Annotated in this window: 18 protein-coding genes; 6 read left to right on the forward strand and 12 right to left on the reverse strand. The window is 47.4% G+C overall.

Going from position 1 to position 22,766, the window contains the following annotated elements:
- Positions 1–77: 77 nt before the first annotated feature.
- From ftsA to rsmH, 11 genes are all read right to left on the reverse strand, one after another.
- A complete protein-coding gene (ftsA, locus tag KUA48_RS09950; RefSeq protein ID WP_153072551.1) occupies positions 78–1,523 on the reverse strand; it encodes a cell division protein FtsA in 1,446 nt (481 codons plus the stop codon).
- Positions 1,524–1,562: 39 nt separating this feature from the next.
- Complete coding sequence (locus KUA48_RS09955; RefSeq protein ID WP_117587299.1) at positions 1,563–2,357, reverse strand: cell division protein FtsQ; 795 nt, start codon at positions 2,355–2,357, stop codon at positions 1,563–1,565.
- Complete coding sequence (gene murC / locus KUA48_RS09960; protein ID WP_218431900.1) at positions 2,358–3,734, reverse strand: UDP-N-acetylmuramate--L-alanine ligase; 1,377 nt, start codon at positions 3,732–3,734, stop codon at positions 2,358–2,360. It lies immediately after the preceding gene.
- The gene (murG, locus tag KUA48_RS09965; protein WP_118151289.1) at positions 3,734–4,840 is read right to left on the reverse strand and encodes an undecaprenyldiphospho-muramoylpentapeptide beta-N-acetylglucosaminyltransferase; all 1,107 of its coding nucleotides are present in this window, start codon (positions 4,838–4,840) and stop codon (positions 3,734–3,736) included. The genes murC and murG overlap by 1 nt, the downstream gene beginning before the upstream one ends.
- A gap of 91 nt (positions 4,841–4,931) precedes the next feature.
- On the reverse strand, positions 4,932–6,209 hold the full coding sequence (locus KUA48_RS09970) for an FtsW/RodA/SpoVE family cell cycle protein (protein ID WP_118151291.1): 1,278 nt from the start codon (positions 6,207–6,209) through the stop codon (positions 4,932–4,934).
- A gap of 38 nt (positions 6,210–6,247) precedes the next feature.
- Complete coding sequence (murD, locus tag KUA48_RS09975; RefSeq protein ID WP_218431898.1) at positions 6,248–7,585, reverse strand: UDP-N-acetylmuramoyl-L-alanine--D-glutamate ligase; 1,338 nt, start codon at positions 7,583–7,585, stop codon at positions 6,248–6,250.
- 43 nt (positions 7,586–7,628) lie between these two features.
- Positions 7,629–8,897: a phospho-N-acetylmuramoyl-pentapeptide-transferase gene (gene mraY / locus KUA48_RS09980; RefSeq protein WP_118151295.1), complete on the reverse strand. Its 1,269-nt coding sequence runs from the start codon at positions 8,895–8,897 to the stop codon at positions 7,629–7,631.
- A gap of 24 nt (positions 8,898–8,921) precedes the next feature.
- A complete protein-coding gene (locus tag KUA48_RS09985; protein WP_153079485.1) occupies positions 8,922–10,385 on the reverse strand; it encodes a UDP-N-acetylmuramoyl-L-alanyl-D-glutamate--2,6-diaminopimelate ligase in 1,464 nt (487 codons plus the stop codon).
- An 82-nt stretch (positions 10,386–10,467) separates the two neighbouring features.
- Positions 10,468–12,627, reverse strand: a complete 2,160-nt coding sequence (locus KUA48_RS09990) for a penicillin-binding protein (protein ID WP_218431896.1) — start codon at positions 12,625–12,627, stop codon at positions 10,468–10,470.
- Positions 12,624–13,130: an FtsL-like putative cell division protein gene (locus KUA48_RS09995; RefSeq protein WP_153083273.1), complete on the reverse strand. Its 507-nt coding sequence runs from the start codon at positions 13,128–13,130 to the stop codon at positions 12,624–12,626. The genes KUA48_RS09990 and KUA48_RS09995 overlap by 4 nt, the downstream gene beginning before the upstream one ends.
- Positions 13,127–14,041: a 16S rRNA (cytosine(1402)-N(4))-methyltransferase RsmH gene (gene rsmH / locus KUA48_RS10000; RefSeq protein WP_218431894.1), complete on the reverse strand. Its 915-nt coding sequence runs from the start codon at positions 14,039–14,041 to the stop codon at positions 13,127–13,129. Before rsmH ends, KUA48_RS09995 begins: the two co-directional genes overlap by 4 nt.
- Positions 14,042–14,397: 356 nt before the next feature.
- Between rsmH and KUA48_RS10005 the strand changes: the two genes are divergently transcribed.
- From KUA48_RS10005 to KUA48_RS10015, 3 genes are all read left to right on the forward strand, one after another.
- Positions 14,398–15,225: a glycerol acyltransferase gene (locus KUA48_RS10005; RefSeq protein WP_153088857.1), complete on the forward strand. Its 828-nt coding sequence runs from the start codon at positions 14,398–14,400 to the stop codon at positions 15,223–15,225.
- 72 nt (positions 15,226–15,297) lie between these two features.
- Positions 15,298–16,293 carry a GNAT family N-acetyltransferase gene (locus KUA48_RS10010; RefSeq protein ID WP_218431893.1) on the forward strand — a complete coding sequence of 332 codons (996 nt, stop codon included), beginning with the start codon at positions 15,298–15,300 and terminating at the stop codon, positions 16,291–16,293.
- Between the two features lie 286 nt (positions 16,294–16,579).
- A complete protein-coding gene (locus tag KUA48_RS10015) occupies positions 16,580–17,869 on the forward strand; it encodes an ATP-binding protein (protein ID WP_153079481.1) in 1,290 nt (429 codons plus the stop codon).
- Between the two features lie 82 nt (positions 17,870–17,951).
- On the opposite strand, the gene KUA48_RS10020 is transcribed toward KUA48_RS10015, so the two are convergent.
- Complete coding sequence (locus tag KUA48_RS10020) at positions 17,952–19,289, reverse strand: deoxyguanosinetriphosphate triphosphohydrolase (RefSeq protein ID WP_153088851.1); 1,338 nt, start codon at positions 19,287–19,289, stop codon at positions 17,952–17,954.
- 168 nt (positions 19,290–19,457) lie between these two features.
- On the opposite strand from KUA48_RS10020, the gene dut reads away from it, so the two are divergent.
- From dut to KUA48_RS10035, 3 genes are read left to right on the forward strand one after another with little or no spacing between them, the layout of a single operon-like run.
- Positions 19,458–19,895 (forward strand): dUTP diphosphatase, encoded by a 438-nt coding sequence (gene dut / locus KUA48_RS10025; protein WP_117692971.1) that lies wholly within the window; start codon positions 19,458–19,460, stop codon positions 19,893–19,895.
- Between the two features lie 42 nt (positions 19,896–19,937).
- Positions 19,938–21,788, forward strand: coding sequence for a tetratricopeptide repeat protein (locus KUA48_RS10030; RefSeq protein WP_218431891.1), 1,851 nt, complete (start codon positions 19,938–19,940; stop codon positions 21,786–21,788).
- A gap of 37 nt (positions 21,789–21,825) precedes the next feature.
- The gene (locus tag KUA48_RS10035) at positions 21,826–22,740 is read left to right on the forward strand and encodes a DUF4292 domain-containing protein (protein WP_228112436.1); all 915 of its coding nucleotides are present in this window, start codon (positions 21,826–21,828) and stop codon (positions 22,738–22,740) included.
- Positions 22,741–22,766: the final 26 nt, after the last annotated feature.

Here is a 22,766-nt window from a genome sequence, read left to right on the forward strand (position 1 = left end):
TTTATAGGGTTTATCTATCTGATTTTTTATTTAACCTGTTGTGAAATCTGTTTTCTGATGGCCTGGTCTTTGGCATCTTATTCTTCTTCAGAAATGGTATCTTTCACAAACTTCTTGAAACCTCTCATCATTTTATGGATGAGACTGTTTTCTTTGCGTCTCTTTTCTTCTTCTTCGGCTTTTTTTTCTGCCAGAAGTCTTGCCTCAGCTTCTTCCAGTTCTTTTTGCTTGCGGGCAGCCTCGTCAGCAGCCGCTTTTTCTGCCGCAGTAAGAACAACGCCCTTGCCGGCAGTCTCGTTAGGGTTTCTAGGAGCCTTGTGCTGCTCGGCTGCTACTGGCTTTTCTGCAGAATTGCTGAAGAGATCAGTGCCGATTTCGTCACCTGCACAGTTCATGTCTCCCTTTGCCAGGAGTCCCAATACGGTGTTCATTGTACCATCGTGATTGGTAATCTTAGGATCCTTGGAGTTGACTGTTTGAGAAACAAACTTGGCAATGCGTACTTTGTCGATGTGGGTATGTGTCTTGAAAACCTTATCGATTTCAGGCATGTTGCTGCCGCCACCTGTAAGGATGATACCCCCCAACAGCTTATCTGAGAATTCCACAGGAATCTGGAACCATGCGTTTTCTACGATTTCCTCTACGCGTGCTTCTACGATTTCGATGAACTTCTTGCTTTCAACCACTCTATCCTTGTCGATAGGGTAGTTCAGGGTCGGGTCGATATTGTTGATATCGGTATAAGCCTTGGCATACTTGAGTTTCATCTTTTCTGCATCAGGCTCTTCAATCTGAAGACAAGTTAAGTCTTTGGTCACGTTGCCGCCGCCCAATGGGATGACAGAGAGATGACGAAGTATACCTTTATAATATACAGAAACGGTTGTCGTATCGGCACCCAAGTCAACAAGCATACAGCCTGCACGCTTTTCTGAGTCTGTCAAAACGCTGTCAGCCATAGCTAAAGGAGCCAGGTACATTTCTGCAATAGGAATGTTGGCATTTTCAAAACAGGTATTGATATTGTTATAGAAGTTCTTGCGCCAAAGTATATTCAGGAAGATGCCTTCCAGATGGTTACACTGTATTCCTACAGGGTCTATCTGGTATTGGTTGTCTATCTTGTATTCCTGAGTTGCAGCATCCAGGATTTCCTGGTCCGGATAGGTCATGTTGCGGTTGATATCCATCAGTTCATTGATCATCTCTTGTGAGATGATGGTGTTACCTGGGAGATCCTTGACAATGACGTTCTTGATACTGCGTATAGAGCGACCGCCCACGCCTACATAGACCTGGGTAATATCCTGTTTCAGTATATTCTTCAACTTCTTGATGATGTTGGTCAAGCATTGGCAGGTTTTGTCAATGTTATAGATCACACCCTTTCTGATGCAAGAAGATGAATCTTCCTCTACGGTGGCAAGTACGGTGATGCTGCCGTCCAAATTTTTCTGACCTGCTATACCTGTCATCTTAGATGAGCCAAGTTCGATAGCTACAATAAATTCCTTTGGCATAGTTCTTATATGTTATCTTAATCTGTTTCTATTTTCTAATTAGCTATTTTGATGCTTTTTACATATGATCTGGTTGTCGAATTCGATATTGATATACGAATACTTGTTCCAGCCAGCTTGTGAGAGTCCATACTTATAGAATTTCTCTAATCGATTCATCTTCTTGTTGACGAAATCGTTGATGGCTTGCTCTCGTTTGTCGATGAGGTTGGTCTCTGGCAGGTTACCTATATATATAATGTGGTTGCCTACTCGCGGTACCAGTTCTATTCCTCTATCAGGCAGGACATGGATCTGTTCTATCTGGTTTCGCCAGAGTTCATTCGTCATCAGCGCTTTGCTTAATAATGAGATGTATTTTTTAGCATACCACTTGTTGATGTAGCCCGTTGCGATGATAATGTCGCATGTATAGTTCGTGTTGGGCATGATCTGATTGTGGTCATCAATATAATAGTCCTCGTTGCTGATGCTTTTGATTCTGACGATTGGCATGCGTTGGGTGAGGTAGATGTCAACAAGACCATCCTGAGTCTTTGAACATTCTGCCGTCTTGACGAAAGGACTGGTCTTCAAGGTTTCTTCTATCATGCGGGCGTTCACCTCTTTGAGCGGTTCCCCCAGCGGATAGAGTTTCCTGGCTTCCAGTCGTTTCTTGATTTCCTTCGCATTCAGAAAGCCATTCGTCATCTCATCTTGAATGTTGATGTTCACCTTGGTGCATACCAACTTCGTTTCATCAGGTTTGTTAAACCTGGTGAAAGCGAATACCAGATAAGTACCGAGTACTAAATCCAGTGCGATGATGATGGTTTTCTTCCAATTGATATGCATTTATTTCTCTTCAAGTATTTTGGTAATTTGTGGAACATAGTTGTCCAAATCGCCAGCTCCTAAGATAACTAGAACATCGAAGTCTCGATTCTTTACCAGGTCAAGAACGTCTTCTTTATGAATCATGCTCTTTTCTACACCTGGTTTCAGATTGTCATAGATAAGCTTGGAGGTTACTCCTGGAATAGACTGCTCGCGAGCTGGATAGATGTCGCAGAGGATAACCTCGTCCAAGAGACTCAAACTGTTGGCGAAATCTTTATAGAAATCGCGGGTTCTAGTATACAAGTGAGGCTGGAAGATGGCTGTTATCTTACGGTCCTTGTATAACTCTCTGATACTCTTCGCACTCTGATATATCTCCTTTGGATGATGAGCATAATCAGACAGGAATACCAGTTTGTTATTCTTGATCTTAAAGTCGAAACGGCGGTCAACTCCTCCGTAGGTCTTCATGCCGTTACGGAGTTCATCGGCTGTACAACCATTCAATTGTGCCATTGCCATTGCTGCCACACCATTTGTGATGTTGATAGGCACAGGTTGTCCGAGTTCTACGCCCGTTACGTTCTCGATAGGAGAGATGAAATCAAAAGTGATACCTCCATTCTCTATCTTGATGTTCTCAGCGTGGAAGTCGCCCTCGTTCTGGCTGTATTCGTATATCTTGACACCGTCTTGTACGTGTTGCTTCATCTCCAGACCTTTGTGGATGATGAGTGCACCGCCCGGTTGGATCAGTTCTGTATAGTGACGGAAACTTTCCAGATAAGCCTCCTTGGTGCCGTAGATGTCGAGATGGTCTGGGTCTGTAGCCGTGATGACGCTCATCCATGGGCGCAACCAGTGGAAACTGCGGTCAAACTCATCTGCTTCAATGACAACATAGTCGCTCTTGTCGGAGAGGATATAGTTGGTGCCATAGTTCTTTGAGATACCTCCCAGGAAGGCATTACAGTCAATATGGCTTTGGTGCATGATGTGAGCACACATGGTAGATGTTGATGTCTTTCCGTGTGTACCCGCTACGCACAGTCCCTTATGGGTACGGGTTAATGTACCCAGAACCTGAGCTCGCTTCTCGATGGTGAATCCATTCTCATGGAAGAAAACCAGTTCCTTGTGTTCAGCAGGAATTGCCGGTGTGTAGACTACCAATGTTGTCTTGGCGTCCTTGCAGGCTTCTGGTATGAGGTCAACATTCTCCTCATAGTGGATAAGCATTCCCTCTTTCTCCAACTCATGAGTTAGATTGGATGGAGTCTTGTCATATCCGGCTACAACCAACTTCTTGCTGAGGAAGTATCTGGCGATGGCGCTCATTCCGATGCCGCCCGCTCCTACAAAATAAACTGCTTTAATATCTTTTATTTCCATTACTTTGTTGCTAATTTGATTACTTCGTCGGCGATGACGTCGGCAGAGTTCTTTAATCCTAATTTCTTGATATTCTCACAGAGCGAAGCAAGCTTAGCCTCGTCTTTTACCGTGTCAACTGCTTTCTTGAGCAATACCTCTGGTGCATCGGCATCCTTTACGTAGATGGCAGCATCTTTGTTGACTAATGCCATGGCGTTCTTGGTCTGGTGGTCTTCTGCCACATTAGGGCTTGGAACCAGGATAACCGGTTTGCCGATGAGGCAGAACTCGCTGATACTGCTGGCACCTGCGCGGCTGATAACCAGGTCGGCTGCCTTGTAAGCAGCACCCATGTCGCTGATGAAATCAGTAACCTTGAGCATTGGCAGCTCCTGACCTTTCAGTTGCTCCATGATGGCAGCATTATAGTATTTACCTGTTTGCCAGATAAACTGTACGCCGCTTTCTTTCACCAGGTCGAGGTGCTGGAGCACACTCTCGTTGATGGTTCTTGCGCCAAGGCTGCCACCTACGAGCAAGATGGTCTTCTTTTCAGGGTCGAGACCGAACAGCTTGCGTGCTTCTTCCTGGGTGATGGTAGTATCCAATACATTCTGGCGAACAGGATTACCGGTCATGATAATCTTGTCTGCAGGAAAGAAACGCTCCATTCCTTCGTAAGCCACACAGATTTTTTCAGCCTTCTTGGCCAAGAGTTTATTGGTTACACCAGCGTATGAATTCTGCTCCTGGATGAGGCAAGGTATTCCTTTGCTGGCACAAACATTGAGAGTCGGACCGCTAGCATAGCCACCTACGCCCACAGCCGCCATAGGCTTGAAGTTTTTGATGATACTCTTTGCCATGTGCTGGCTCTTCCATATCTTGAAGAGTACGGCGATGTTCTTGAGTAGATGCTTTCTGTCGAAGCCGCAGATAGGCAAGCCCTTGATCTCATAACCCGCAGCAGGTACCCGCTGCATTTCCATTCTGCCGAGTGCACCTACAAACAAAATCTTAGCATCAGGGCGCTTCGCCTTGATGGCGTTTGCAATGGATACGGCAGGGAAGATGTGACCACCTGTGCCGCCTCCGCTTATGATAATTCTTAATTCATTATTCATATCCGTTCATGTTTATAACGCAAAGGTATAAAAAAATATCGATTTAACGGCATTTTCTGCCATTTTTTCACCTTAATTTATAAAACTCTTGTCAGGCAGCCACCATTTTGCTGTCGTCGAGCTCATTTTGAAGTATCTCTTTCTTCTTGGCTGTTCTACTGATACTCAGGATGATGCCCAGGTACAGACAGTTGATGATGGTAGATGTACCACCTCTACTGATGAGTGGTAGTGGCTGTCCTGTAACAGGAGCCAAACCTACTGCTACTGCCATGTTGAAGAGTGCCTGGGTAACCAGCATGATGGCGAGTCCCATGCAGAGAAAGGCTGGGAAATTGTTCTCACACCTGTTGGCTATTCTGCCAGCTCTGAACAGGAGGATGATGTAGAGGAATGCAACCAGTGCGGCTCCCCATATACCCATCTCTTCGATGATGATGGCATAGATGAAGTCTGAGAACGCCTGTGAGAGGAAGTCTCTTTCTACTGAGTTTCCAGGCCCTTTGCCTACGATGTTGGAAGAGGCGATGGCGATGTTGGCATGTGCCACTTGGGCATCTTTGTCGAGATCGACATCCTGTGGGGCTACAGGCTTTGAGTTCATAAACTTGTCAATACGGGCTTTCCAGGTGTCGGCTCTATGGAACATCTTTTCTGCCATGTTAGGCTTGTTCTGTTCCTGCTCAACCTTCTCGGTCAGCATATTTTCCGGTTTATTGCCCTCTTCGCCCTTGTCCTGTCCTACTATCATGATACCTGCAAAGGCTGTGACGATGACAATCATGCCCAGTCCCACCAGCTTGCCAATCTGGTTCATCGGCACTCGTCCGATGAGCATCATGGCTAAGATTGTGATATTGAGGAGCATGGCTGTGGATAAGTTTTCCAGTCCGATGAGAATTACAAATGGAGCAGTTGCTACAAGTATGAACTTGAATGCCTTCCTGTTGGCTCCCTGAGTTGTTTGCATGGCACTAAGAATCTGAGCTACAGCCAGTACTACCGCTCCCTTTGCTATTTCTGAAGGCTGGAACTGTATGCCCATCAGAGAGAACCATCGGGAGGCTCCGTTGGTAGATTGACCGGTAGCCAAGACCAGAACGAGCAACAGTAATGAGATGCCCATCACGACGGGGGTAACAATCTTGAAGTACTTGCATTTCACCTTGAGCATGCAAATCATGGTGAACAGACCGCCTCCCAAGAGCAAGATGTGGCGGATGACAGGTGCCATGTAGTTTCCTGTCTTGTACGACAAGGAGCTGGAGGCAGAATATACCTCCACGATGCTTATCATACAGAGAAAGAAGAAGACCATCCAGATCACCTTGTCTCCCTTGAAAATATTACCAATGCTCTTGTTATTCATTTCTTTATAGTTCTATCTGTTCTATTTTTTGAAAACTGTTATTCTCCGATAGCTCTTGCCAGCGTCTTAAACTGCTCGCCTCTATCTTCCATGTTCTTGAAGAGATCGAAACTTGCGCAGCATGGGCTGAGGAGTACGGTATCGCCCGGCTTTGCCAATTCCTGGCAGGCTGCCACGCAATCCTTCATGCTGTGAGTGTCGCGTACAGGGATGCCGAGTGCGTCAAAGTTGTCGTGCAACTTCTGGTTGTCGGCTCCGAGATATACGATACCAGCACATTTCTCCTTTACCAGGTCCTTGATCTGGTTATAGTCATTTCCCTTATCCTTACCGCCGATGATAAGGATGGTAGGGGTGTTCATACTCTCCAGCGCATACCAGCAGGCATCTACGTTGGTAGCCTTTGAATCGTTCACATAGTAAACGCCCTGGAACTTGCCCACTTTCTCCAGACGGTGCTCTACACCAGGGAAGTCGCTCAAGCCTTTGTGCAGGGTCTCGTGATCGATGCCTACGATGTTGCATGCCAGACCTGCAGCCAGACTGTTATAGATGTTGTGCTTGCCGCGTAGGCTCATGTCTGCCTGTGGCATTTCGAAGTCTGAAGGGAAGTTGAGTTTGTACTTGCCATCCTCTATAAAGCCGACGCAACCCTCCTCCTTGAACTCAGAGAATGGGCAGAGATGTGACTTGAGGTTGTACTTAGCCAGCTCCTTTGTAACGATAGGATCATCGTTCCAGAAGATGAAACTGTCTTCTTCTGTCTGGTTCTGGGTAATGCGCATCTTGGCATCGGTATAGTTCTGCATCTTAAACTCATAGCGGTCCAGATGGTCTGGAGTGATGTTGAGCAGGATGGCCACATTGGCACGGAACTCATACATATTGTCGAGCTGGAAACTGCTCAGCTCGATGACGTAGTACTTATGAGGAGTTTCAGCCACCTGAAGGGCCAGACTCTTTCCGATGTTGCCTGCCAGACCTACATCATAGCCAGCCGACTTGATGATGTGGTAAATCAGCGAGGTAGTGGTTGTCTTACCGTTACTTCCCGTGATACAGATCATCTTGGCATCAGTATATCTGCCCGCAAATTCTATTTCGCTGATGATAGGTATACCCTTAGCCATCAGTTTCTGTATCATAGGTGCTTCCTTAGGAATACCCGGACTCTTGATGACTTCATCTGCATCTAAAATCTTTTCTTCTGTATGGTGACCTTCTTCCCATTCGATGTTGTGGTCATCCATCAACTTCTTGTAGTTATCCTTGATCTTTGACATGTCTGAAACAAAGACCTCGAATCCCTCTTTCTTTGCCAGCACGGCTGCACCTGCGCCACTTTCGCCAGCTCCTAAAATTACAATTTTGCTCATTGTCTTATTCTCTATACTTGTCGGGCTGATAAGAGCCTGTATTTTATCTGATCTTCAATGTGATGATGGTCAATGCTGCCAGAATGATGGTTACAATCCAGAAACGGATGGTAATCTTTGATTCATGGAAGCAGTTGCGAGGCTTCTTCCACAGATACTTGCAGTCAGGATCCAGCTGACTGTCCTGTGTGCGGAAGTTGTCGTGGATAGGTGTGCGCTTGAAGATACGCTGCTTCACACCTCTCCGCTTTCCTATCTTGTAATAGTAAACCTGCATCATCACGCTGAGGCTTTCTACGAAGAAAATACCGCAGAGGATAGGCAGCATCAGCTCCTTGTGGATGATGATGGCACCTACTGCGATGATACCGCCGATGGTCAGCGAACCCGTATCGCCCATGAATACCTGGGCAGGGTAGGCGTTGTACCAGAGGAAACCGATGAGGGCTCCAATGAAGGCACAGAAGAATACTACCAGTTCCTCAGAACCAGGAATATACATGATATTGAGGTAGGCGGCAAACTCGATGTGCGACGACACATATGCAAGTATGCCTAGCGCCACACCTATGATGGCGGAGTTTCCGGCACACATTCCGTCCATACCATCGTTGAGGTTGGCACCGTTTGATACGGCTGTTACAACGAAGATGGTCATGATGACGAAGAGAATCCAGCCTGCTGCTACCTTGTACTTACCGCAGAAACTGGTGATGCTGGAATAGTCGAGGTTGTGTCCCTTGACGAATGGGATGGTGGTCTTCAGCGATTTTCTTGCTTCCGTACGATGCTTTACCACCGTTTCCTGTCCCTGTTGCTCGATGGCGAGGTTCTCGTTCATCTTTACATCAGGTGAAGACCAGAGTACCAGTCCCACGATCAGGCCGATGCCAATCTGTCCTATAATCTTATATTTGCCCTTCAATCCCTCCTTGTCGCGCTTGAATATCTTGATGAAGTCGTCCATTCCACCGAGAAAGCCGAGCCATACGGTGGTGATGATCATCAGAATCAGATAGATGTTGCGCAAACGTCCGAGTAACAGTACCGGTACGAGGATAGCCAGGATGATGATGACACCACCCATAGAAGGAACGCCAATCTTCTTGACACCAAACGGGTCGATGCTGGCATCGCGCTGTGTCTCTGTAATTTGCTTGCTCTTGAGATACTTGATGAATTTCTCGCCGAACCAGGCAGAGATTACCAATGATAAAATCAGCGCAAGCAGGGCACGGAATGAGATGTAGCCCCACATGTGAGAACCTGAGATGCCCCACTGCTCCAGAAATCTAAAGAGATAGTATAACATTTTTCTTTCTTTTCTTGATTGCTTTTACTTCTGTGAAATTCCGAAGATGTCGCGAATCACCTCCTTATCGTCAAAGTGGTGCTTTACGCCCTTGATCTCCTGGTAATCTTCGTGTCCCTTACCGGCTACGAGAATCACGTCGCCCTTCTTTGCCAGCATGCAGGCTGTGCGGATGGCTTCCTTGCGGTCTACGATGCTGATTACCTTCTTCATTTGCTGGGCATTGAGTCCGGCAAGCATGTCGTTGATGATGTCCTGTGGCTCTTCGAAACGTGGGTTGTCGCTGGTGATGATTACCTTATCGCTCTGCTTTACAGCCTCCTGTGCCATCAATGGGCGCTTGCCCTTGTCACGGTTGCCACCGGCACCGCAAACGGTGATGACTTCTCCGCCCTTGCCTTCGAGCACTTCGTGGATGGCGTTCAATACGTTCTCCAGTGCATCTGGTGTATGGGCATAGTCAACAATGGCGGTATAACCTTCTGGTGACTGGATTGGTTCCAGTCTTCCGCTTACGCTGTGAAGGGTACTCATCACTACGAGTACATCCTCTGGCTTCTTGCCGAGCATAATGGCTGCACCATATACGGCGAGCAGGTTGCTCACGTTGAACTTACCGATGAACTGTACGCCCACTTCTCTGCCGTCAATCTCCAGATACATGCCGCCGAAGTGACACTCCAGAATCCTGGCTCTGAAGTCTGCCATGCTGCGGGTAGAGTAGTTTTTCACGGTAGCCTTGGTGTTCTGTACCATGATCATGCCGTTCTTGTCGTCGGCATTGGTAATGGCAAAGGCTGTCTTAGGCAGTCCGTCGAAGAAAGCCTTCTTGGCGTTACGGTAGTTCTCGAATGTCTTGTGGTAATCGAGGTGGTCGCGGGTCAGGTTGGTGAACAAGCCTCCGGCAAACTGCAGACCTCCGATACGCTTCTGTGCGATGGCGTGAGAAGAGCACTCCATGAAGGCATACTCGCAGCCAGCCTCTACCATCTTGCCCAGGAGCATGTTCAGTTCGATAGGGTCTGGGGTGGTATGGTCGGCAGGGATAGCCTCGTCCTCAATGTAGTTGCAGACGGTAGAGAGCAAACCACACTTATGGCCGAACTTGCGGAACATATTATATAATAAGGTGGCAATGGTGGTCTTACCATTGGTACCTGTTACGCCTACCAGTTTGAGCTTTCTTGAAGGGTCGCCGTAGAAGAGGGTTGCTACCTTGCCGACAGCATCCTCGGTCGAAGCGACCTGAATGTAAGTTACGCCCTCAACTTTCTCTTCAGGCATGTCTTCGCACAAAACCGACTTTGCGCCCAGTTCCAATGCCTTTGGAATAAACTTGTGACCGTCAACCTGCGTTCCCTTCATGGCAACGAAGAGATGACCTTCCTTAATCTTGCGAGAGTCGATGTTTACTCCCGTAACCTCTACATCAGCATCGCCGATTATCTGAACCGGCTCGATGTTTTTGAGTAATTCTTGTAACTTCATATCCTGTTTCTGTTTTATATTCTATATATTTCTTTATCTGCACCTTATTATATATAGGGTTTCAGATAACTGTTTCTGAGTTTTATTCGAGCACAATGCTGCATACGGCACCTTTCTTGATGACCGTTCCCGGCACCAGACTCTGCTTTACTACCTTTCCTCTACCTATAATCTGGGTCTTGATGCCCCGGCTCTCCATATTGTAGATTGCGTCTCGGGCTCCCATTCCGGTAATGTCGGGTACGATCGTCTTGCCGTATTGCTTCTCCCTGATGAGCTTGATGCTGTGGTTACCCACGCGCTCTGCCTTGCCCCAGATAGGGTTGCCGTCGGCATAGCTGCCACTCCAGTTGGCATTGGTCTTGATGCCGAGGTGGCTGAGCACATAGTTGGCAGCAAGGATATTGCCTGCCTTTACGTCAGGAACGAAGACGGATGCTGAGTCGCGGGCGTCCTTTACGTCAACTTTCAGACTCTGCGCCATGATGCCTTCTGAAATCTGATGGAAGACCTTACCGCACATCGTACCGCCCGAAGCAGGCAAACCGGATTTCTGTATGCAGACGATACAGCTGTAGCGTGGCGCATCGGCAGGGAAGTAGCCTGCGAAACTGATGAGATAGCTGGTTCCGCCACTCTTATATCCACCGGCACCTTTTGAAATCTGGGCTGTACCGGTCTTTCCTGCCACTTTGAAGTTAGGCGAACCGGCTTTCTTTCCCAGTCCCACGCTTACCACCTGTTCCAGGATGGTTTGCAGCTCCTTGATGCTCTTCTCCTTGGCTATCTGCTGGCGCATCACTTCAGGAGGAAATTCCATGATGGTTTCTCCGTTCTTCATTACCTTGCTCACGAATCTTGGTCGCATCATCTTGCCGTTGTTGGCGATGGTGTTGTAGAAGGTGAGGGTAGAGATAGGCGGTACCTGGGTCTCATATCCGATACTCATCCATGGCAAACTGGTCTTTGCCCAGTTGTCATATTGTCCGTTCTTGTTTCTGTGCGGCATGCGGATTCTGGCTGGTGTTGCTCCCACCAGTGGAATCTTCAGGTCGTCGTGCAGACCGGTACGGTAGATACCCTTTACGAATTTCTCTGGGTTGTTGCGGTAATGGTCGTCTATGATGCGGCTCACACCGATGTTCGAACTGTACCACAGGGTCTGTGCGAGGGTCAGCATTCCGTATCCGCCTTTTCGCCAGTTGTGGTCTTTCATTTCTCTGCCGTACATCGGCCATATACCGCCACCGGTTTCTACGTGATAGGTCGTGTCTACCACTCCGTCGTCCAGCGCTACGAGGATAGAGGCTGGCTTGAACACCGAACCTGGCTCCAGAAGGTCGCTCACGGCATGGTTGTGGATTTCTCTGTATTCGCCGTCGAAACATTTCTCCATGTTTACGATGGCCTTGATGTCGCCCGTAGGTACATCCATCACGATGGCTACACCCACATTGGCGTTGATTTCCTTCAGCTCGTCGATGAGTGAGCGTTCGGCAAGGTCTTGTATGCTCACATCGATGGTGGTCACGATATCGGCTCCGTCAATAGGAGGGGTATCGGTAATGTCGAGGAACTTGTTGCGAACCTTGCGGCGATGCACGATACCGTTGGTGCCTCGCAGGATGGAGTCGTAACTCAGCTCCAGACCGAAGCGGGCGGTATCCTTGGCGCCATACATGGCTCCGATGGTACGGCCTGCCAGCGAACCGTAAGTTCTGGTTCGTGCATTATATTCTTCCCAGTGGAAACCGCTCTGGTAGGGTTTCAGGCGGAATACAGGGATGTTCTTTATCTCGGTGAAGGTGTTATAGTCTACACGCCTCGGATAAACCGGCCAGTGGCGGCTCATCTTGGCGCGACCTTCGGTGAGGTGCTTCTTGAAATCAGACTCGCTCAGGTTCGGGAATATCTGGTGCAGGCAAAGACAGATGGAGTCTTGCTTGGCATCCCACAGCGAGTCGTTTTCTGCATCTTTCAGCGCCTTGAAGTCCATGAAAACCTTAAACTCCGGCAGCGAACTTGCCATCAGCTGTCCTGTGCAGCTCAAGATGTTGCCTCGGTTTGGCTTTACGGTCACGGAATCCTTCTTCTGCCGTTCTGCCACCTTCATCCAGTAATCATGCTTGGCGGTCATGATGTAGAGCGCTTTACCCACTACGGCTATGGCGAAAATCGTCATGATGATGGCGATGGCGCTGTAGCGGGGCATTACTTTCTTGTGATCAAATTTGCTGCTCATTCTTCGGGTACGTTTATGATGTATGGAGGTTGGGTGGCGATGTGCAGCACGCTGTCTTTGTTGTTCTTCAGCATGTCGAGCACATTACTTTCACGACTCTTCTCTGTTATCTGGCTGCTTGTAGACAGCGCTTTGTATTTGGTGTCTTGCAGTTCTTTCTGCAGTTTGTCCAACTCGATGATATCGTTCTGGATATTGTATCGGTTGGATATGTAGATAATGACAAAAAACACGATGAGGATAACGAGCCATATCTGCCGGCGTATGATTTGTGCGGTAAGAATGTCTCCACCCAGAATCTTTCGCAGCGTAAAGCTCGATGATCCTGACGCCTCTTCCTCAATGGCTTGCTTGGCAATCACTTCCTTGAGCGAAGCCTGTGGAGCCTCCTGCTGCTGTGGCTCCTGCTGCGGAGTTTCCTGCTTCGGCGGTTCCTGTGATGCCTGTGCCTTTTCTTCGGCTATAGGCTTCTCACTGATGTTTATGTCTTTATCGTTTATCATTTCTTTTCTGCTATTCTTAGTTTGGCGCTTCTGCTCCTAGGGTTCCTTTCCTGCTCGTCGGCATCGGGAACGATTACCTTGTTGTTCACGAGTTTGAAAGGGGTTTCTATTCTTCCGAAGAAGTCCTGCTCTATCTTGCCTTCTGCATTGCCCGCTTTCATCATGTTCTTTACGATTCTGTCTTCCAGCGAGTGATAGGTGATGACGCTGAGTCGGCCTCCCGGTTTCAGAAGTTCCGTGGCTGAGCGGAGCATCTCTTTCAGGGCGTCCATCTCGTGGTTCACTTCTATGCGCAGCGCCTGGAAGAGTTTTGCCATGTCTTTCTTCTCGCGTTCCCGCTTGAAGAGGGGCTCTACGGCTGCCATGAAGTCTTTGGTGGTAAGGATGGGCTTCTCGGTTCTTGTCTTGACGAGTGCCGAGGCGATGCGGCGCGAGTTCTTCAGCTCACCGTATAGGTAGAAGATGTCGGCAAGGGCACCTTCGTCATATTCGTTTACGATGTCGGCAGCAGTCTTGCCTGCACGCTTGTTCATGCGCATGTCGAGTGGGGAGTCGAAACGGAAGGAGAAACCGCGGGTCTCGTCATCGAAGTGGTGGCTCGATACGCCCAGGTCGGCTAACAGTCCGTCGAGTCCGTCTACCCCGTAGTAGCGCATCCAGTTTTTCAGGAATCTGAAGTTGGAGCATACGAAGGTGAAGTTCTCGTTTGCCACCACGTTGCGCTCTGCATCGGCATCCTGGTCGAAACTGTACAGGTGCGCTCCCTCAGTCAGGCGCGACAGAATCTCTCTGGAATGTCCGCCACCACCGAAGGTTACGTCTACATAGATGCCTCCTGGCTGTATGTTCAACCCGTCAACGCTCTCCTTGAGGAGCACCGGTACGTGATATGTTTCTGCTGTCTTTATCATATATCTTTTTGCTGTCTTATCGCGTTATAATATTGCGTGCGTACTTATTAATGTATAAATTTGGGTTCAAAGGTACATAAAAATCTCCATATAGCCTTACATTTTCCCACAAAATTTATAAAACTTAATGAAAAAGTTGTTTTTGGTCAACTTCACCTTCCAGTTTCGGGCATCGCCTTTTTGGTCTCATCAAGTGTGAAGTTTTTGTAAAAATACGTACAAAATGGGCTCGATTTGTCGTGATAGTTTTAAAAAACTAATAAATTTTCGCTTTTTTGCTATTTTTTTGGAAAAAATGGCACGTATTTGAAAAAGTTGAGTTACTTTTGCACTAACTTATATAAGTTTTAGCAAACATGAGTGAATCAATAGAGAAAACGATAGACATAGATAAGATTCTTAAGAGCAAGATGGGAAGCAAGGTGAAATTCGTACCGCGCTTCCTGGTTTCCTGGCTCAAGAAGATTATTCACGAGGACGAGGTGAACAGGTTCTTGTGGGAGAGCCGTGGCCTTTCGGGTACTGAATGGCTCACCGAATGTGTGCGCTATCTGAAGATGGATGTTGAAATCGTAGGCTTGGAAAACCTGCCTGACAAGAACGACGGCAAACTCTATACCTTTGTTTCCAATCATCCTCTGGGCGGACAGGACGGTGTATGTCTCGGTTCCATCATCGGCAAGCACTATGATGGCAAGTTCCGCTATCTGGTGAATGATCTTCTGCTCAACTTGCCGGGTTTGAAACCTGTAAGTATCGGCATCAACAAGACGGGTCGCCAGAGTCGCGATTTCCCACGGATGGTGGAGGCGGGCTTCAAGAGTGACAACCACATGCTGATGTTTCCGGCAGGCTTGAACAGCCGCAAGCGCAAGGATGGAACCATCCACGACCTGCCTTGGAAGAAGACGTTTATCTCTAAGAGTATAGAATATCAGCGCGATGTGGTGCCTATCCATTTCGGAGGGTGCAACTCTGAACGTTTCTACCGCATCGCCCGATTTAGCGACAAGTATCTGCCGTTTAATCTCGCCATGCTGTTCCTGGTTGACGAGATGTACAGGAATGTGGGCAAGCATTTCCGCATCTCCATCGGCAAACCGATTCCTTGGCAGACTTTTGATAAGAGCAAGTCGGCTACCGAGTGGGCGCAGTATGTTGAAGACAGGGTTTATGAACTTTAATGGTTTGCAAAACCCGGGAACATTGTTTTATATTAACGAAATCGTAGAATCATAGCATAGAAGAAGAGTAATATGGAAGAAGAAATCATCCAACCGATTGACCGTGAGCTCCTGAAGAGCGAGCTTACACCCGACAAGCAACTGAGAATGACCAATAAGAGCCATAACGAGATTTACATCGTTACGGCAAATGATTCGCCTAATGTGCTGAAAGAGATTGGTCGACTTCGTGAAATCGCTTTCCGCGAAGCGGGAGGCGGAACGGGCAAATCTATGGATCTTGATGAGTTCGACTTTGGTGACAACTGTTACAAGCAGCTGATTGTCTGGAATCCTGAAGCCGATGAGATTATCGGCGGTTACCGTTATCTCTTGGGTAAGGACTGGGAGCTCGATGAGAAGGGACAGCCTAAGCTGGCAACCAGCCACATGTTCCATTTCTCCGACAAGTTTCTCAAGGAGTATATGCCTTATACCGTAGAGTTGGGCCGTTCTTTCGTTTCGCTCGAATATCAGAATGTGCGTACCAACACCAAGAGCATCTTTGCTCTCGACAATCTCTGGGATGGTTTGGGCGCCTTGACGGTTCTCTATCCGGAAGTAAAATATTTCTTCGGCAAGATGACGATGTATCCGTCTTACATCCGTCGTGGCCGCGACATGATTCTCTATTTCCTCAAGAAGCATTTTGATGACAAGGAGAATCTCGTAATCCCGATGAAACCGCTGACATTGGATATTCCGGAGAGTGATTTGGCTGCCATCTTTACAGAAGATGACTTCAAGGCAGACTATCGTATTCTGAACCGTGAAGTTCGCAAGTTGGGTTATAATATTCCTCCTCTTGTTAATGCCTACATGAGTCTGAGTCCTACGATGAAGCTTTTCGGTACCGCCATCAACTATGGTTTTGGTGATGTGGAGGAGACCGGTATCCTCATCGCCATCGATGAGATTTTGGAAGAGAAGCGAGTTCGCCATATCAACAGTTTTATTAAGGAACATCCTGAGGCTCTGAAGATTACGAGCGGAGCCAATAATTTGATTTATAAGGAAAAAGGTATTTAATTCAAGTTTCGCATGTAAGCTTCACACGCCCCAGGCATCAGAACACCATCATGTCCCCACACGCCCTGAAAGGGCAGAAGCTCCTAGCCCAGGGCGTATGGGGCAAAACAACTTGGGTTAAATAGTCTTAATGAATCTCGGAAAAGGCAGCGGAATTTTGGTTTTATGTGTCGAAAAGTGTATCTTTGCGCAGGTTTTATGTGTCAGAAAGTGTAATGATAGCATGGTTTCATGTGTCGAAAAGTGTATCGTTCTGGCATTTTTATGTGTCTAAAAGTGTAAAGATATGAAGAGAAAGGTATATGAACAGCTTCTGGAATGGAAGAGTCAGGAGCACCACAAGCCATTGATTCTTAATGGTGTACGACAATGTGGAAAGACTTATGTCCTTAAGGAATTCGGTAGGCAGGAATTTGATAGTCTGGCTTACGTAAGTTGCGATAGGAATGTAAACCTGCAAGCTATCTATTCGGGTGATTTTGATGTCGCCAGAATCATTCAGGGCTTAAGTGCTTTGACTGGGGTAGATATTATTCCAGGCAAAACTCTTATTTTTCTGGATGAAGTGCAGGCATTCCCGCAGGCTTTAGAGGCTTTGAAATATTTCTGTGAAGATGCCCCGGAATATCATATTGTAGTAGCTGGTTCTCTGCTGGGAGTCGCTTTACATGCAGGAGTTTCGTTTCCTGTAGGCAAGGTGCAGACTTTGCGTCTCTTTCCGATGGATTTCGAGGAATTCCTCATGGCGATGGGCGAGGAGCAGTTGCTGAAGCTGATGCACAGCCATGATTATGAACTGATGAATGCTTTTCACGAAAAACTGAAGGATTTGCTGCGACAATATTATTATGTAGGTGGCATGCCCGAAGTGGTAAAGGCTTTTGCTGAAAATAAGTTGCTCAATCAGGTGCGCAGCCTGCAGAACGAGATTCTTTCCAACTATGCCAGTGATTTCTCCAAGCATGCTCCATCACAGGAAGTGCCCCGAATTGATATGGTTTGGCAATCCATTCTGGGGCAGTTGTCGAAGGAGAACAAAAAGTTTGTCTATGGTGTATTGAAGAAGGGCGGTAGGGCCAAGGAATTTGAACTTGCCATCCAGTGGCTGGTGGATGCTGGACTGGTGTATAAGATTACAAAGGTATCGAAGCCGGAGTTGCCTCTGAAGTTTTATGAAGATTTATCGGCGTTTAAGCTCTATTTATGCGATTGCGGGTTGATGGGCGCCATGGCTGATACGTCTGCCAAGGAGGTTCTTTTGGGTGATGCGGTATTTACTGAATATAAAGGAGCTTTTACGGAACAGTATGTGTTGCAGCAGTTGCTTGCATCCGGATTGCAGCATATTTATTATTACAGTTCCGATACTTCTCGTATGGAAATGGATTTTCTGATTCAGCGTGATGGTGTCTTATTGCCTATTGAGGTAAAAGGGGGTACAAGCGTCAAGGCAACCTCCCTTCATCATTATCTGCTGGAGCATCCGGATATTTCAGCCATCCGTTATTCTATGTTGCCTTATCGTCAGCAGGCTAATATCACCAACATGCCGTTATACGGGGTGTTTTTAAAATAAGAAGAAAAAAATAACACGGACAAATCAAATTGTCCGTGTTATTTTTTTAGTTTAAGATCTGTTTTATCCCTTACATTTTCCCTTATACAATAGGCAGACTGATTCCGTTGATCTTCTGATAGATGTCGAGCGCATAGATGTCGGTCATGCCGCTGATATAATCAATTACCGCCATGATGCGCTCCTCCAGATTCTCGTTCTCTATATCATACTGGCTGCTTACCCGGCGTAAGAGCTGCTTGGAGTAGAAACGCGATGGGTTGACGGCTGCCTCTATGAAAACCTCCATCAGAGTTGCCATGATTTTATAACCCGACAGTTCTATGTCGAGCACCGGCTTGCTTTGGTAAATCTTAGAGTAGGAGATCTTCTCACATTCCTTGTATGCCTTTTTCTGGCGCTCGGAAATGTGGTCGATGAGACTGCCCTCGAAAGTTCCGGCAAGGATTTCTTCCTCGTGCGCCAGGAAGGCTGCCACACATTCGTTCTCCAGTTTGCCGATGACGCTGGCTCTCATGTAAACCACTTTCTCGTTTTCGTCAGTCATTTCTTCGTCGATGATGCGCTGGCGTATCTTCTGCTGGATATCTTCATCGAAGAAACTCAGCAGCAAGTGCTCGGTCTCGGCAAAGGAAAGAATCTTGAGCTTATGGGAGTCTTCGATGTCCATGATTTCGTAGCAGATATCGTCAGCAGCTTCTACCATATATACAAGTGGATGGCGGGCGTATTTGAGAGGCTCACCCGGTGCAGATTTGCAAAAAATGCCCAATTCATCGGCAATTTTCCTGTAAGATTCCGCTTCGGAAGCAAAGAAACCGAATTTGCCGTGGTTGCCGGCAAGACTGCTTGCAAACGGGTATTTTACGATGGAAGCAAGCATGGAATAGGTCATCACGAAGCCTCCCTGACGGCGCCCCTTGAACCGGTGGGTCAGGATTCTGAAGGCATTTGCGTTGCCTTCGAAATGCGTAATATCATCCCAAAACTCCGATGAAACCATTGATTTTATTTTCTGACCCGGTCCTTCAGAGAAGAAAGTCTGGATGGCTTTCTCGCCGGAATGACCGAAAGGCGGATTGCCCAAATCATGTGCCAGACAGGCTGCACTTACTATGGTACCTATCTCCTCAACGAGCGTATCCTTCAGTTCAGGCCGCTTCTGGATGACACGTCGGGAAATGTCGTTACCTATCGACATGCCCACACTCGCCACCTCCAGACTGTGGGTGAGGCGGTTGTGAACGAAGATGCTGCCCGGCAAAGGGAAAACCTGCGTCTTGTTCTGCAGGCGGCGAAATGCCGATGAAAAGATAAGACGGTCGTAATCGCGCTTGAATTCAGAGCGATCATCATGGCGCTCGGCATGCTTATGCTCCTGTCCGAAACGCTTGTTGGATATCAGTTGTTTCCATTCCATATTATTGTATTACTTGATTCTGTAGCGCAAAAATACACTAAAGTAAGCACAAATCAAAATAAAATATGATAAATTACATGTTTTTATCCTCAAAAATTCATTTATTCCATCAAAATTGCTTATTTTTGCAGATTATTAAACTCAGACACAGATAAAAAAGAAAAAGTCATGATAAAAGTACAGATTATCAACAAGGGGCATCAGCCTCTACCTGCGTTTGCCACACCTCAGAGTGCCGGCATGGATTTGCGTGCAAACATCGATGAGGCAATCGTGCTTCATCCTATGGAGCGGCGACTGGTGCCAACCGGTCTTTATATGGCTTTGCCTGCAGGTTATGAAGCGCAGATCCGTCCTCGCAGCGGTCTGGCTTTGAAGCATGGCATTACTGTACTGAATACGCCGGGAACCATCGATGCCGATTATCGCGGTGAAATCATGGTTCTGCTCATCAATTTCTCTACAGAGGATTTCGTTATCAACGATGGCGAACGTATAGCCCAGATGGTGCTGGCCAAGCACGAACAATGCGATTTCATCGAGGTTAATGAGCTCGATGAAACCGAACGTGGAGCCGGCGGATACGGTCATACGGGTGTAAAATAACAGATTATTAAAGATAGAATAGAAAGGATTAGAATCGTGAAGATGAATCTTAGAAATATCAGTTGGGCAATGGGGCTGGTCTTGCTGGGTTCGGTAGCCATGCCGTCGCTTGCCCGTAAGAAGAAGGTGCAGCCGGTTCAGAAGCCGGCGGTTCAGGAGGATCATCTCTCTCCAAACGACCGCCAGCGCTACAACTATTTCTTCCTGGAGGGAGCGCGCCAGCAGGCTGCCGGCAATTATTCGGCAGCTTTCGACCTCTTTGAGCATGCCCGGAAGATTGACCCGAAGGCGGCTGAAACCTATTTCTATGAGTCGCTTTTCTATTCTCAGCTCAAGCAGGATTCCCTGGCACTTGCCTATATGCAGAAGGCGATAGAACTGAATCCGGAAAATCAGACCTATGCAGAGCAGTTGGGCAGATATTATATAGGTAGCCAGAAATACGATCTTGCCATCAATGCCTATGAGGATCTGTATGCCAAAAACCACGATAATACCGATGCCCTCCGCATCCTGGTTCAGCTTTATTCCCAGAATAAAGATTATAAATCAGTACTCAAAACCATTTCGCGTCTTGAGGTGGAAGAAGGTGAAAGCGAACAGTTCACCCTCTCTAAAATGAGAGTTTATGAACTGATGAACGACAAGAAGGCTGCCTATCAGGAACTGAAGTCGCTGGTAGACCAGCATCCGCTGGATATGCAGTACAAGACAATGCTGGGCAACTGGCTCGTACAGCACGACCGCCAGAAGGAAGCTTACAAGTGCTTTACCGATGTGCTGAAGGAAGAGCCTGACAATTCCTATGCCCAGATGTCGCTTTACGACTATTATAATGCCACCCATCAGGAGCAGCTTGCCGAGCAGATGCTCGATAAGATATTGATGAGTCCGAAATCGGATCTGGAGACCAAGGTGATGATGTACCGCTCTTTCATTCAGAAGAACGAGAGCGAAGGGGGCGATTCTACCAAGGTGATTGCGCTGTTTGACAAGGCGCTCAACGTGGCTCATCCGTCAGCCGAAGTGGCAGAGATGAGAGCTGCTTATATGAGTTTGAAGAAGATGCCGGCCGACTCTGTTTGCCGTGCCTTCGAAAAGGTGCTTACCATAGCTCCGGATAACGTGAATGCCAGAATGCAACTCGTACAGATGCTCTGGAACGAGAAGAAATATGACCTGGTTTCCCAGCAATGTAAGGCGGCTCAGGAGTATAATCCCGAAGAAATGGTGTTCTATTACTTCGGTGGAATGGCGTATTATCAGAAAGATAAGGAAGACGAGGCGCTCCGTGAGTTCCGTCTCGGATTGGCGCAGGTGAATGCACAGTCGCCGGCTAACCTGGTTTCTGACCTCTATGCCGTAACCGGCGATATCCTTCATAAGAAAGGTGAAGAGCAGGAAGCCTTTGCGGCTTACGACTCCTGCCTGCAATGGAAAGATGATAACGTGATGGCGCTGAACAACTATGCCTACTATCTGAGCGAGAAGGGCGTTGACCTGCATAAGGCTGAGTCGATGAGCTACAAGACCATCAAGGCAGAGCCGAACAACGGTACTTATCTGGATACCTATGCTTGGATTCTCTTTATGGAAGAACGCTATGCTGATGCCAAGACCTATATAGATCAGGCACTCAAAAACCGCGATTCCACCGCAGATAACAGTACGGTTCTGGAACATGCCGGCGATATCTATTATATGAACGGTATGGCCGATGAATCCGTAGATTTCTGGAAGAAAGCCTATACCGGCGAGAACCAGACTGAGGTGTTGGCATGGAAGATTAAGAACAGACAATATATTACCGAAGAAGAACTGAAGAAGCGTAATGCGCCAAAGCAGAAACCTGCCGCTACGAAAAAGTCAGTTAGAAAAGGTAAGAAGAAATAAACGGAAAGTAGAAAAATCAGGAAAGATGAAATATATAATGAAGAAGAATAAGATGATGCTGCTTGCCGCAGCCTGCAGCATCCTGCTCCTCGGTTCTTGCGGAACCAGCAAGAATGTACAGGGCTCTGGCTCCACATCAGCCAGTCATCAGAAAGAGAATGCCACCAAGGGTTCTGACTCTCGTCAGAGTGAGACGCTCAAGAAGTTGGCTTTCGTACAGAAGGTTTCAGACAATCAGGTGTATACCAAGAATATTGTAGGCAACATGTCGTTTACTCTCCAGGCTGGTGATAAGGATATTACCGTGCCGGGCAAACTGAGCATGCGTAAGGATGAAATCATCCGCATCCAGCTCTTTATTCCTATCTTAGGTACAGAGGTGGGCCGTCTGGAGTTTACTCCCGACCATGTACTTATCATCGACCGTCTGCACAAGGAATATATCAAGGCAGATTATACCCAGGTAGACTTCCTCAAGAAGCAGGGCATCTCCTTCTATTCTCTGCAGGCTCTCTTCTGGAACCAGCTGCTCCTGCCGGGCGAAAGGACCGTGAAGGAATCAGACCTGAAGAAGTTTGATGCCAGACTGGATGTGGCAGGAGATGCTGTGCCGGTAAGTTACAGGAACGGCAATATGACCTATGCCTGGACAGCCAACCGCACTACCGGCCGTATCACAGCAGCAGATGTTGTCTATAAGAGTACGCAGAACGGCACCTCCAATCTCCACGTCGACTACGGCAACTTCAAGAGTGTAGGCGTCAAGATGTTCCCTGCCTCCCTGAATCTGTCGATGACCACTACTGCTACCAGGAAAAAGCAGGAGGCTAAAATCAATCTGGAATTGAATCAGGTGAAGACCGACAGCAAATGGAGCACTCAGACCGAGATTTCGGGCAAATACAAGCAGATTTCTCCAACTGATGTGCTCAGCAAGATATTGAGTATGTAAATACTCATCAAGAGTTTGAAATTATA

It is taken from the genome of Segatella copri, assembly GCF_019249795.2.
GTDB classification, from domain to species: domain Bacteria; phylum Bacteroidota; class Bacteroidia; order Bacteroidales; family Bacteroidaceae; genus Prevotella; species Prevotella copri_B.